Consider the following 12,402-nt stretch of genomic DNA (forward strand, 5'->3'; position numbering starts at 1 on the left):
CTTGAATTCTAGCACAACTTTTAGCATCTCAATTTCTTGATTTACCTCGAGAAAACCAAGTGATCTCGTTTAGCGCAGCCTTGCATTGTACACAAAAAATCGAGCGCTTTGCAACCCATACAAAGACCGTCGAAAAAGAAGGCAGACAGGCCTTGCCTGTCTGCCTTCTTTTCTTATATGGACAGGGCCGCTGATTCCAAGGCATCGACAAACAGTGCTGCGACGTCACAACCCGTCTGATCAAAGATCTCCTGAAAGCAGGTGGGACTGGTCACATTGATCTCGGTAACGTTATGGCCGATGACATCCAGACCAATGAGTAGCAAGCCACGCTTGACCAGTTCTGCACCGATGAACTCTGCAATGGCTTTGTCTTGTTCAACCAAGGGCTGGGCCACGCCTTTACCGCCTGCAGCCAAGTTACCCCGCACTTCATTGCCTTGAGGGATGCGAGCCAGACAGAAGGGAACGGGCTTACCACCAATAATGAGGATTCGCTTGTCGCCCTGAACGATGTCGGGCAGGAACTTCTGCACCATGACACTGATTGCGCCACCCTGATTCAGGGTTTCGATGATGCTGCCCAGATTGCGGCCATCTTCACCCACGCGGAAGATACCCATGCCGCCCATGCCATCAAGTGGCTTGAGAATGATGTCTTTGTGCTCTTCATGGAACGCACGGATGTCCTGAGCGCTGCGCGTAACCAAGGTGGGTGAGATGAACTGCGCAAACTCCATGATGGCGAGCTTTTCGGGGTGCTCGCGCAGGGCGCTGGGCTTGTTGAAGACCTTGGCACCTTCACGCTCGGCTTGGCTGAGCATGTGCGTGGCGTAGAAGAACTCCGAATCAAAAGGAGGATCCTTGCGCATGACGATGGCGCCAAAGTCAGCCAGGTTCACCGCTTTACTGGCCGTTTCATCAAACCAAGCCTCCTTATTACCGGTCAACGAGATGTAGCGCACCAGCGCTTTGACCTTGCCACCGCTTTGCCAAGAGATGTGCTTGGGCTCGCAGGCCACGATCTGGTGACCACGGCGCTGGGCCTCGCGCATCATGGCAAAGGTGGAGTCTTTGTAGATGACAAAGGATTCCAGCGGATCGGCGACAAACAGTATTTGCATGGTGATAACTCTATAGCTAGATATGGGCATCATGCCCAGCCTGGCATAACACCACAAAATGGCAGCAGATGATCAAACCGCCCGGGCTCGGAAGCTCTGGACGAACAAAGCCAGACTACCAGCAACCACACCCCAGAATGCCGAGCCCACACCGCCAATGACTACGCCACTGAGCGTAACGAGGAAGGTAATGAGCGCCGCCTCACGGTGTCTTTCATCTTTGAAAGCGGTTGCCATACCGCCACCAATGGAACCAAGCAGGGCTAAACCCGCAATGCAAGCGACCAATTCTTTAGGAAATGCCGTCAGCAACCCGGTGACAATGGCACCAAAGATGCCTATCAATATATATAGCAACCCGCACACAGCTGCAGCGGTGTAGCGCTTGTTCCTATCCTCATGCGCCTCATCACCCATGCAGATAGCAGCAGTAATGGCGCTTAGATTCAGGGCATAGCCACCAAACGGTGCCAGCAGCAAGGTCGCAACACCCGTGGTGCTGATGATGCGAGACACCGGAATTGGATAGCCTGTAGCGCGGATTACCGCCACACCTGGCAGATTCTGCGACGCCATGGTCACCACAAACAGTGGCAAGGCCAGACTGATGAGCGCCTGCAGCGAGAACACCGGGGCGGTATAAACCGGAATCGCCAGCCCGGCATGCACGGCAGACCACTGCATCTGCCCCCGCAGTGCAGCCCAGAGCGTGCCAACCAGCAAGGTCATGATGACGGCGTAACGCGGAACCATGCGGCGCGACAGCAGGTAGGCCAGCAGCATGACCAGCACCAAAGACAGATTGCTCTCTGCCGCCGAAAAGGCCTGCATGCCAAACTTGGCCAGCACCCCTGCTAGCAGGGCCGAGGCAATTTCCATAGGCATGCGGTTCATGATGCGCTCGAACCAGCCTGTCACGCCCACCAGAATGATGAACGCCGCGCTGACGATGAAGGCTCCAATGGCCTCCCCCATGGAAAAACCACCCGCCAGACCGGCCGTAGCCAATACCGCCGCCCCCGGCGTGGACCAGGCGACCATGACGGGCATGCGCAAAATAAGCGAGGGCACCAGCGAGCAAAGCCCCATGCCCAGACCCAGCGCCCAGATCCAGGAGGTAATTTGCTCAGGCGTGGCATGAAAAGCCTGCGCCGCCTGAAACACCAGAGCCACCGAGCTGGTGAAACCCACCAAAACCGCCACAAAGCCTGCGGCGACAGCGGCAGGACTCAAGTCTTTGAAAAAGCGCATCTGCGCATTCTGGCATCTGGGCGGCCAGATTTTATGCCGCATGCGTGACGACACGTGCAGCTCAAACATTGAGCTATCGAATTAGTAGCTGCTAGCGCTTATCTATAAAGCGCTAAAGCACTATTTGAGTCAAATTTCTTACAACTCAATCTTGGAGCCCAGCTCCACCACCGAATTGCTAGGCAGGTGCAAAAAGTCTGCCACACGGCTGGCGTTGCGGTGCATCTGGGCAAACAGCTTCTCCCTCCAGTGCGCCATGGAGTTGTTCATGCGCGGAATGATCACATCGCGCGACAGAAAGTAGCTGGTGGACATGGGGTCCAGCAAACAGCCCTGGGTGCGCAGCTGCGCCAGTGCGGCGGGCACATCGGGCTCATTCTTGAAGCCATAGTGAATCATGACTTCCCAGCAGTCGCCTCCCAGCGACTCGGACTCGACCCGCTTATCCAGCCCTACCCACGGCACCTCATGATTGCGCACGGTCACAAAGAGATTGCGCTCATGCAGCACCTTGTTGTGCTTGAGGTTGTGCAGCAGCGCATGGGGCACTGTGCCCGGCTCACCCGAGAGGAACACTGCCGTGCCCGGCACGCGCATGGGTGGATGGCGCCAGGTGGATTCCAGAAAATCACGCAGATTGAGAGCGTCCGCCTGCAGCTTCTGATGCAGCAGATCACGTCCGCGGCGCCAGGTCATCATCAGGGTGAAGACCGTACCACCAATCAGCAAGGGGAACCAGCCGCCTTCAAACAGCTTGAGCAGATTGGAAGCAAAGAAAGCCAAGTCCACCAAGAAGAAGAAACCAGTGCTCAGCAGGCACAGGGCCAGCGGGTAATTCCAGCGATAGCGAATCACAAAGAAAGTCAGCATGGTGGTGATCAACATGTCCAGCGTCACCGCAATACCGTAGGCCGCCGCCAGATTGCCACTGCTTCTGAACAGCAACACGGCCAGCGCAATCGCCACAAACAGACCCCAGTTGACCAGCGGCATATAGATCTGACCGGTTTCCTTCACGCTGGTGTGGCGTACCTCAAAGCGCGGAAAGTAACCCAGCTGAATGACCTGACGGGTCACGCTGAAGGCACCCGTAATCAGCGCCTGCGAGGCAATCACGGTGGCCATGGTGGCCATGATGACCAGCGGCAGCAGGGCCCAACTCGGTGCCATCATGAAAAACGGGTTCTTCACGGCCTCTGGGTTGGCCAGCAGCAGCGCTCCCTGCCCGAAGTAGTTCAGCGTCAGCGCTGGCATGGCGATGCTGAACCAGGCCAGACGAATCGGTTTTTTGCCAAAATGCCCCAAGTCGGCATACAGCGCTTCCGCACCGGTCACGCAGAGCACCACCGCGCCCAGAATGATGAAGCTGGTGCCGGGGTTGTTCCAGATGAACAGTACGGCGTAGTGCGGGCTCAGACCCGCCAAAATTTCAGGGTGGCCCATGATCTGGCGTACACCCAGCAAGGCGATACAGGCAAACCAGGCGACCGTAAGGGGACCAAAGAACTTGCCAATGCCTGCCGTACCGCGTTTTTGCACAAAAAACAGCAGAAACAGAATCACCAGCGTCAGCGGAATCACGGCCTTGGTGAAGTGCGGCGAGATGACTTCCAGTCCCTCAACCGCCGAGAGCACCGAGATTGCCGGGGTAATCACCCCATCGCCATAGAACAGCGAAGTACCGAACATGCCCACCAGAAACAGCGCACTGGAGAGGCGCGGCTTGTCTTTGACGGTTTGCGATGCCAGAGCCAGCATGGCTACCAGACCGCCCTCGCCGTTGTTGTCGGCGCGCAGCACGAGCACCACGTATTTGAGGGAGACGATGACCGTCAGCGTCCAGAACAGTACCGAGAGCACGCCGTAGACGTTGGCCGGCGTAAAAGGCACATGGCCTGAGCCGAAAACCTCCTTGACCGAGTACAAAACACTGGTGCCGATGTCTCCATAGACAACACCAATTGCACCCAAAGTCAGGGCGCCTAGCGAGGATTTCGAATTTTGCACAGGTCAGGAAGCGACTCGTAAGGCAGTCACCGAGTGATGAAATTGACGGCATTGTGCGCTGTCCCACGCACATGCGATATCAGTCGTAGATTTCTGCGTCAGGATTAGTGGCTTCCAGCTCATAGCTCGCCGCCAACATGGCCAAACGTGCTACCACGCCATACATATAGAAGCGATTAGGCGCGCTGGCACCGGGGCGCATTCCCGCTTGAGGCAGGTGATTGCTCTGCTGGAAGGCCAGCGGTACATAGCCGGCACCGGGGGCGTTGAGGTTTTCGTCCTCGCCGCGCTCGGGGTGCATGCGGTAGAAACCGCCAACCACATAGCGATCCATCATGTAGACCACGGGCTCGGCCACGGCATTGTGCATGCGCTCATAGGTCAGCACGCCTTCCTGCACGATGACGTCATGCACGGTCTGGCCGTCCTTGATGATGCCCATCTTGTTACGGCTCTTGCGCGGCAGTGCAGCCAGCTCCTTGGCATCGCGCACGGTCATCACGCCCATGCCGTAGGTGCCGTTGTCGGCCTTGACCACGGCAAACGGCTTTTCCTTGATGCCGTATTCCTTGTACTTGCGGCGCACCTTGGAGAGGATCACATCGACCTGATCGGCCAGCGCGTCCATGCCCGTACCTTCGGCAAAGTCGATATTTTCCACCTGACCAAACAGCGGGTTGATCAGCCACGGGTCAATCCCCAGCAACTTGCCAAAGCGCTTGCCGACTTCTTCATAGCTCTGGAAATGGCGACTCTTGCGGCGCACATTCCAGCCTGCATGCAAAGGTGGCAAAAGATATTGCTCGTACAGCTCTTCGACAATACCGGGCACGCCTGTGGACAAGTCATTGTTCAGCAGGATGGTGCAGGGGTCGAAATCCTTGAGGCCCAGACGGCGCTTGCTGCGAATCACCGGCTCAAGCTGAATCACATCACCCAACGGCAAAGTGATGGACAGTGTCTTCTTGATCTCAGGGCTGATGGAGCCAATGCGCACATTGAGCCCCGCCATGGAGAAGATGCGCTTGAGCTGCAGCACGCTGGCCAGATAGTGGGTGTTGCGCGTGTGGTTCTCGGGAATGATGAGCAGATTGCGCGCTTCAGGACATATCTTTTCGATAGCAGCCATCGCAGCCTGTACGGCCAATGGCAGCATTTCATCGGTGAGATTGTTCCAGCCACCTGGAAACAGGTTGGTGTCCACTGGTGCCAGCTTGAAACCCGCATTACGAATGTCCACCGAACAATAGAACGGTGGCGTGTGCTCCATCCATTCAAGGCGGAACCAACGCTCGATGGCAGGCATTGAATCGAGAACGCGCTGCTCAAGTTCGTTAATGGGGCCGGTCAAAGCCGTGACAAGATGTGGAACCATAAATACCCTCAGGAGACGGTGGTGGGGTGCGATTGTAGAGATTGGAGCATGAGATAGGTGTTTTCCCTAGTTTTTTGTCTCAGCGACGCCAGAACGCCGGCGTCAGCAAAGCCATAAAACTCAGTATCTCAAGCCGCCCCAGCAGCATGGCTAGAGTACACACCCAGATCTGGAAATCAGTCAACACCGTGTAGTTGGATGCAGGCCCAATCGCCCCCAGTCCTGGCCCCATGCAATGCACACTGGCCAGAACAGCAGAAAAAGCAGTCAGAGGATCAAGGTCCGTCAGCAACAACACCATGCTCAACACAATGACCGTGGCGCCATAGACCAGCATGTAGGCCAGCACCGAAAAAATCATCGGGTTATCCACCACTGCATCGCCCAGACGCACGGGTTGTACAGCACGCGGATGCACAAGTCGCGTCATTTCGCGTCGGGCCTGTTTGACCAGAATCAGCATGCGCACCATCTTGATGCCGCCGCCCGTCGAGCCCGCGCTGGTGGCGACCCCGGAAAGCAGCAGCAGCAGTACAGGAATAAAAACCGGCCAGGAAAGATAGTCTGTGGTGGAAAAGCCCGTGGTGGTCGCCACCGAGACCGTGTGGAACATGCCAAAGCGCAGTGCATCCAGCGGGCCGTACACGCCTTTGACCCAGAGCAGCAGCGCCACCAGCAGGCCCGCGCCCACTAGCACACCAATCGTGGCGCGCATTTCGGGGTCACGCATAAAGCTGTCAAGTCGGCCCTTGCGCATGGCCACAAAGTACAGCGCAAAGTTGCAGCTGGCCAGCAGCATGAACAGCAGCGCAGCGGCCTCCAGCAGAGGAGAGTTGAAATAAGCAAAGCTGGCGTCGTGCGACGAAAGGCCGCCCAAGCTCACCGTGGCAAACATATGCATCAGCGCATCGAGCGGCTGCATGCCCAAGGCCCAGAACGCCAGAAAGCAACCTGTGGAAAACAGCGCATAAACGCCCCACAGGCCCTTGGCGGTTTCGGTAATGCGCGGCGTGAGCTTGGTATCTTTAACAGGGCCTGCCGCCTCGGCGCGAAACAGTTGTGCACCCCCAACGCCCAGCAGCGGCAAAATAGCCACGGCCAGAATCAGAATCCCCATGCCGCCCATCCACTGCATGAAAGTACGCCACACATTGATGGATACCGGCAGCTGATCCAGTCCATTGAGCACGGTCGCGCCAGCTGTCGTCAGGCCAGACACGGCTTCAAAATAGGCATGGGTAAAACTGATGGAGATACCCACTCGGCTCAGCCCCATCATCAGCGGCACCATGGCGCACAGCGGCAGCACCACCCACACCAGCGTCACCAGAATCACACCATGGCGCGGCTGCAAGTCCTGCTTGTAGCGATGCAGACCGCCCCACAGCAGCAGGCCTACGCTTACGGTCAGGCCAATCGCCCAGGGGTAGATGCGCCAGATGCCATCCTGCATGAACCATGAGACGCCAAAAGGCAGCAGCATGGAAGCGGCAAACATGATCATCAACATGCCCAGCACGCGCAGGACAGGAAGCAGGTCTTTCATGGGAGCAGCTTAGAAAAAGGTTGCGCTGACGCGGAACAGGTTTTCCACGTTGCGCACCAGCCGCTTGTTAGGCAGGAAGAACACCACATGGTCGCCGGATTCGATCACCGTATTGCTGCGCGGAATGATGACCTCGGTCTCCAGCGGCAAGCCAGCAACCTCTTCGCAGGTCTTGCCTTCGGGGATGCCGCGCACGATAAGCCCAATGTGCACCTCCTCAGGCAGGCGCAGCTCTTCCACCTTGCGGCCCACCACGCGCGAGCTTTTTCGGTCGCCGCGCGCCACAATTTCCAGCGCCTCGGCCACACCACGGCGCAGGCTGTGCACGGCTTGTACATCACCACGGCGCACATAGGCCAGAAACTCGCCCAGCATGGCCTGCGCGGGGGATAGCGCAATATCAATCTGCGTGCCATGCATCAAATCGGCATAGGCACGGCGGTTGATGAGCGACAGCACGCGGCGCGCGCCCATGCGCTTGGCCAGCAGGCTGGACATGATGTTGTCCTCATCGTCATCCGTGAGCGCCAGGAACAGGTCCACCTCTTCGATGCCCTCTTCCTCCAGCAAGTCCTCATCCGTGGCGTCACCCTCCAGCACCAGCACTTCGGCAGGCAGGGCGGACGCAAGGCTCAGGCATTGCTGCGCATTGTGTTCGATGATCTTGACGTGAAAGCGCCCAGGCGTTTGCGCCAGCTTCCTGGCCAGACGCAGGCTGAGCTGACCGCCACCCGCAATCATGATGCGATAGACTGGCCGACTTGGACGTCCCTCTGGCAGGTTGATGGCTTTCAGCGCCTCCGGCACATGCTCGGTCGCGGCCAGCATGAAAACCTCATCACCGGGCTCAATGCGCGTACTGCCATCACAGCGCACAAAGCGGTCAGGCTCATCCATAAAGCGGCGGTAGATGGCCACGATGCGCATGGCCAGCGCGGGCATACGTTCGCGCACCTGGGCAATTTGCAAGCCCACCGCAGGCGCTCCCGCACGGGCGCGAACCGAGGCCAGCGCTGCACGGCCACCCGCAAAGGAGCGCACCTGCATGGCTTCGGGGTACTCAATAAGCTTGCTGATGTAGTTGGTGACGGATTCTTCCGGGCAGATGATGCGGTCTACCGCAAAGCCATCTTTGCCCAGCACCGGATCATCGGCCGCAAAGCTGGAGGAGCGCACGCGCGCAATGCGGGTGGGAATATCAAACATGGCCTGCGCAATCTTGCAGCAGACCAGGTTGGTCTCATCCATAGACGCACAGGCGATGAGCAAGTCCGTATCTTTGGCTCCCGCCTCGGCTAGCACCTGCGGGTCAATGCCATTGCCGACCACGCCGCGCAGGTCAAAGCGCGACTCCAGATCACGCAAGGCGCGTGCATTGGTGTCGATGACAGTGATTCCGTTTTGCTCGGAAACCAGACTCTCGGCCACACTTTGACCTACGCGCCCGGCACCCAGAATAATGATTTTCATGGTGTTATGGAGAGGGGAACCCAAGCTGCGGTATCAATTCAACGCTGGAGAAGGCCGCTGATGGCCTCCCCCGGCAGGCAGTCTTCAGCCGCGGACTTCGCCGTCGCCCAAGACCACGTATTTGAGCGACGTCAGGCCTTCAATGCCCACAGGACCACGCGCATGGAACTTGTCGGTGCTGATGCCGATTTCGGCCCCCAGACCGTACTCAAAGCCATCGGCAAAGCGGGTGCTGGTGTTGACCATGACGCTGGACGAGTCCACCTCGCGCAAAAATTTCTGCGCATGCTGATGATTGGTCGTCAGTATGGACTCGGTATGGTGGCTGGAGTATTTGTTGATGTGGGCGATGGCCTCATCCACGCCATCCACCAGCTTCACGCTGATGATGGGAGCCAGATATTCCTCGTACCAGTCTTGCTCGGCGGCTTCGGCCAGCTTGGCATCCTTGACCGATTGCAAAATGGCCAGTGCCTCGGCATCACAGCGCATTTCCACACCCTTGGCGGCAAAGACAGCGCCAATCTGGGGCAAAAATTCTGCCGCCACGGCGCGCGCCACCAGCAGACTTTCGCTGGCGTTGCAGGGGCTGTACTTGCTGGTCTTGGCGTTATCGGCCACTTTCACCGCCATGGCGATGTCGCAGGGGTCGTCCACATAGGTATGGCAGTTTCCATCCAGATGCTTGATGACAGGCACCTTGGCTTCGCGACTGATGCGCTCGATCAGGCCCTTGCCACCACGGGGGATGATGACATCGACATAGTCAGGCATGGCAATCAGCTGACCCACGGCATCGCGGTCGGTCGTGCCAACCAGCTGCACGCCGTTTTCAGGCAGACCTGCCTCAGCCAGCGCCTGGGCCACCAGCTTGGCCAGCGCCTTGTTGGACTCGATGGCCTCGGAGCCGCCACGCAAGATGCAGGCATTGCCGCTCTTGATAGACAGGCTGGCCGCTTCAATCGTCACATTGGGGCGGCTTTCGTAAATCATGCCGAACACGCCGATGGGCACACGCATCTGACCGACACGAATACCGCTGGGCATCTGCTTGAGGCCGCTGATCTCGCCAATCGCATCGGGCATGGCTGCCAGCTGCTCGCAGCCTTCGGCGCAGGTCTCCAGAACCTTGGGGGTCAGGCGCAGTCTATCGACCATGGGAGCGGCCAGGCCATTGGCCACAGCACGCTCCAGATCCTTGGCGTTGTCGATCTGCAGCGGCTCGACATGCGCGCGCAGCAGGCGGGCAAGCGCCTTGAGTGCTTTGTTTTTAGTAGCTGCAGACGCACTAGCCATCAGCGCAGAGGCCGCTTTTGCCTGTACGCCAAGGTGGTGCATGTATTCGACGGTGTTGAGCGCGTTCATATGGTGATTTTCGCCGAGTTGCGGGCTTTGCGCAGACAAGCCCATGCAAGAGCGTATTTATCTCGCAACCGCCACCTACACTGAGCAGCAAAATTGCAAGGAGACCCTCATGACCGCCACCACCTCGCCCACGCTTCTAGAAGCCACACGCCAGCTCCAGCAACTGCGCAGCGGCTTTGAGCAACTGGCGCAAGCGCAGATCTCGGCCGCCACCCTCAGCCAGCAGGCGCGCACCGCCACGGCCCTGCTGCAGACACTGCCACCGCGCTATAGCGAAGTCTTGTTCAATCTGCTGGACCGACTGGAATCCAGTGCGCTGTTTACCGAGGAAAGCTGCTCTTTCAGTCAGAAAGGCCTGCTGGACAATCTGCAGATGTGGTCTGACAAGGCGCAGGGCCAGCTAAACGCCTGAAGATCAGCGCCCGGCCTGTGCCAACTGCATGGCCAGTTGGCGCAAGGCCTGCCAGCTATCGCGCGGCCAGCCTTCGCTGGGCAGTCCTTTGACAATGCCGTCCACGGCATGGGCCGACTGCAACAACTCGGCAGCGCGCGCATCGCTGACGCGGGGCAGCAAGCGCTCCATCAGCCGCTCCTTGGGTCCCCAGATGCGATTCTCACGCAGCGCCATGGGCAAGGGCTTGCCGCCTGCCATTGCATCTTTTACGCGCTTGATATTGCGAATATCTTCGGCCAGTGCCCAGTGCACCAGTACTTCCGCCTCGCCCTCGGCCTGAAGGCCATCCAGCATGCGCATGCTGCGCACGACCTGACCGGAGAGCACGGCTTCTGACAGTTTGAACACGTCGTAGCGCGCCACGTTGAGCACGGCCTGCTCGACCTGCTCGAAGCTCAGCTCCCCTTCGGGGTGCAGCAGCGCCAGCTTCTGAATCTCCTGGTGCGCAGCCAGCAAGTTACCTTCCACACGGTCCGCAAAGAACTGCAGCGTGCGCTGGCCTTGCTCGCCCGCCGCCACGCGCTGGTTTTGCAGCGCCAGCCGCTGGGCAATCCAGTGCGGCAACGCGCCACGCTCGATGGGCTCGACCTGAATGGTGACGCCCTGTGCATCCAGCGCCGAAAACCATGCTCCCGTGCGCGTGGCCTTATCCAGTCGCGGCAGGCTGATCAGCGTTAACGTGCTGTCATTACCCTGCGCACTGCTGGCCAGTTGCTGCAGCGCAGCGCCCCCCTCTTTGCCCGGCTTTCCGCTGGGGATGCGGACTTCCAGAATCTGCTTGTCAGCAAACAGGGATAAAGAGCCCCCCGCCGCCAGCACCGCACTCCAGTCAAAGTGCGTGCCCATCACGGTGTAGCTGCTGCGCTCGGTGTAACCCTGCGCACGCGCCGAAGCGCGAATGGCGTCTGCCGCTTCCTGCAGCTGCAGCGGCTCGTCCCCATGCAGCACATAGAGCGAGCGCAAGCCCTTGGCCAGATGAGAGGAAAGCTGGTTCAGCGCAAGCTGCATGAGAATATATTTCTATTGAAAAATGCCTGCAGCGCTCATCAATAAAGCGTTAGCAGCTATCAAAATAAAACCACTGTCGTTCATCACTGCACGCAAGAGACTGCAAGCAAGGGCCACCCCACAGCGAGGCGGCGCCCCTTTCAGGGGGAGCCGCGAAGCACCTCAGGGATTCAACGTCTTTACAGCCGCCAGACGGCGAATGATTTGCTGAACGATGTCATTGCGCATGTCCTTGTTCAGCATTTCTTCTTCTGCAGCCTTGGACAAGGCATTGGTTTCGTTATAGGTCACGTTGCGAATCTGACGAATCTCGGTCGGCTCGATCACGGCATCGCCACCGGGGGTGCGCAGGGCAAAGCGCACGATCAGTCGCAGCTCGATTTCACGAACCTGACCGGCGACGTTGGAGCCGATGATGATGCGCTGGGCCTGCTCGCTGACGATCTGGCAGATCACCTCCGCTGTATCGGGTGACGCAGGATCTTTAATGACCTCCAGCTTGTCACTGGACGACTCCAGATTGCGACGCAACAAAGTGCCCACGGGTGAACCGCGCCCAGCCTGCACATAAATGGAGCGGAACACAAAGTTCGGCGCACCGCGCAAACGGAATCCGCAGGCTCCCAGCAAAGGCGTCAAGGCCATGGCGGCCAGCAGCGTACGTTTTTGCATCAACTGTCCTTTTATCTACAAAACCCTGCCAATCCCAAAGACGTGGCAGGAGCCACTACGGACGGAATCGCCTTACGCCAGTCATTCCGAGCAAGGGCCGCCCCGCAGCGAAGGTATTGTCCCCTTCCCG

10 protein-coding genes are annotated in these 12,402 nt (G+C 58.6%); 1 reads left to right on the forward strand and 9 read right to left on the reverse strand.

The features are described 5' to 3' along the window. Window positions 1-173: 173 nt before the first annotated feature. From gshB to HF327_RS00035, 7 genes are all read right to left on the reverse strand, one after another. Window positions 174-1,124 (reverse strand): glutathione synthase, encoded by a 951-nt coding sequence (gene gshB / locus HF327_RS00005; RefSeq protein WP_169106293.1) that lies wholly within the window; start codon window positions 1,122-1,124, stop codon window positions 174-176. A gap of 72 nt (window positions 1,125-1,196) precedes the next feature. After that, a complete protein-coding gene (locus HF327_RS00010) occupies window positions 1,197-2,375 on the reverse strand; it encodes a benzoate/H(+) symporter BenE family transporter (RefSeq protein WP_169106294.1) in 1,179 nt (392 codons plus the stop codon). Window positions 2,376-2,513: 138 nt separating this feature from the next. After that, window positions 2,514-4,382, reverse strand: a complete 1,869-nt coding sequence (locus HF327_RS00015; RefSeq protein ID WP_169106295.1) for a potassium transporter Kup — start codon at window positions 4,380-4,382, stop codon at window positions 2,514-2,516. A gap of 79 nt (window positions 4,383-4,461) precedes the next feature. Next, a complete protein-coding gene (gene gshA / locus HF327_RS00020) occupies window positions 4,462-5,757 on the reverse strand; it encodes a glutamate--cysteine ligase (RefSeq protein ID WP_099739143.1) in 1,296 nt (431 codons plus the stop codon). 79 nt (window positions 5,758-5,836) lie between these two features. Further along, entirely contained in the window at window positions 5,837-7,303 is a 1,467-nt protein-coding gene (locus tag HF327_RS00025; RefSeq protein ID WP_169106296.1) for a TrkH family potassium uptake protein, read from the reverse strand. Window positions 7,304-7,312: 9 nt separating this feature from the next. After that, entirely contained in the window at window positions 7,313-8,773 is a 1,461-nt protein-coding gene (gene trkA, locus HF327_RS00030) for a Trk system potassium transporter TrkA (RefSeq protein WP_169106297.1), read from the reverse strand. Between the two features lie 84 nt (window positions 8,774-8,857). Beyond that, window positions 8,858-10,138: a glutamate-5-semialdehyde dehydrogenase gene (locus HF327_RS00035; protein ID WP_169106298.1), complete on the reverse strand. Its 1,281-nt coding sequence runs from the start codon at window positions 10,136-10,138 to the stop codon at window positions 8,858-8,860. A gap of 109 nt (window positions 10,139-10,247) precedes the next feature. Here HF327_RS00035 and HF327_RS00040 point away from each other — a divergent pair, with 109 nt between their 5' ends. Then, window positions 10,248-10,550 (forward strand): hypothetical protein, encoded by a 303-nt coding sequence (locus tag HF327_RS00040; RefSeq protein ID WP_169106299.1) that lies wholly within the window; start codon window positions 10,248-10,250, stop codon window positions 10,548-10,550. 3 nt (window positions 10,551-10,553) lie between these two features. Here HF327_RS00040 and holA read toward each other — a convergent pair whose 3' ends face one another. Together holA and HF327_RS00050 are read right to left on the reverse strand one after the other, a co-directional pair. Then, window positions 10,554-11,600 carry a DNA polymerase III subunit delta gene (gene holA, locus HF327_RS00045; RefSeq protein WP_169106300.1) on the reverse strand — a complete coding sequence of 349 codons (1,047 nt, stop codon included), beginning with the start codon at window positions 11,598-11,600 and terminating at the stop codon, window positions 10,554-10,556. 162 nt (window positions 11,601-11,762) lie between these two features. Beyond that, entirely contained in the window at window positions 11,763-12,272 is a 510-nt protein-coding gene (locus HF327_RS00050; RefSeq protein WP_169106301.1) for an LPS-assembly lipoprotein LptE, read from the reverse strand. Window positions 12,273-12,402 lie beyond the last annotated feature (130 nt).

The organism is Comamonas suwonensis, assembly GCF_012844455.2.
Lineage (GTDB): Bacteria > Pseudomonadota > Gammaproteobacteria > Burkholderiales > Burkholderiaceae_C > Comamonas > Comamonas suwonensis.

What these genes read in the sequence shown, in the direction of transcription:
- HF327_RS00035 (WP_169106298.1), bottom strand. Translation starts at nt 10,138, where the DNA reads ATGAACGCGCTCAACACCGTCGAATACATGCACCACCTTGGCGTACAG.
- HF327_RS00050 (WP_169106301.1), bottom strand. Translation starts at nt 12,272, where the DNA reads ATGCAAAAACGTACGCTGCTGGCCGCCATGGCCTTGACGCCTTTGCTG.
- HF327_RS00025 (WP_169106296.1), bottom strand. Translation starts at nt 7,303, where the DNA reads ATGAAAGACCTGCTTCCTGTCCTGCGCGTGCTGGGCATGTTGATGATC.
- trkA (WP_169106297.1), bottom strand. Translation starts at nt 8,773, where the DNA reads ATGAAAATCATTATTCTGGGTGCCGGGCGCGTAGGTCAAAGTGTGGCC.
- HF327_RS00040 (WP_169106299.1), top strand. Translation starts at nt 10,248, where the DNA reads ATGACCGCCACCACCTCGCCCACGCTTCTAGAAGCCACACGCCAGCTC.
- holA (WP_169106300.1), bottom strand. Translation starts at nt 11,600, where the DNA reads ATGCAGCTTGCGCTGAACCAGCTTTCCTCTCATCTGGCCAAGGGCTTG.
- gshB (WP_169106293.1), bottom strand. Translation starts at nt 1,124, where the DNA reads ATGCAAATACTGTTTGTCGCCGATCCGCTGGAATCCTTTGTCATCTAC.
- gshA (WP_099739143.1), bottom strand. Translation starts at nt 5,757, where the DNA reads ATGGTTCCACATCTTGTCACGGCTTTGACCGGCCCCATTAACGAACTT.
- HF327_RS00010 (WP_169106294.1), bottom strand. Translation starts at nt 2,375, where the DNA reads ATGCGCTTTTTCAAAGACTTGAGTCCTGCCGCTGTCGCCGCAGGCTTT.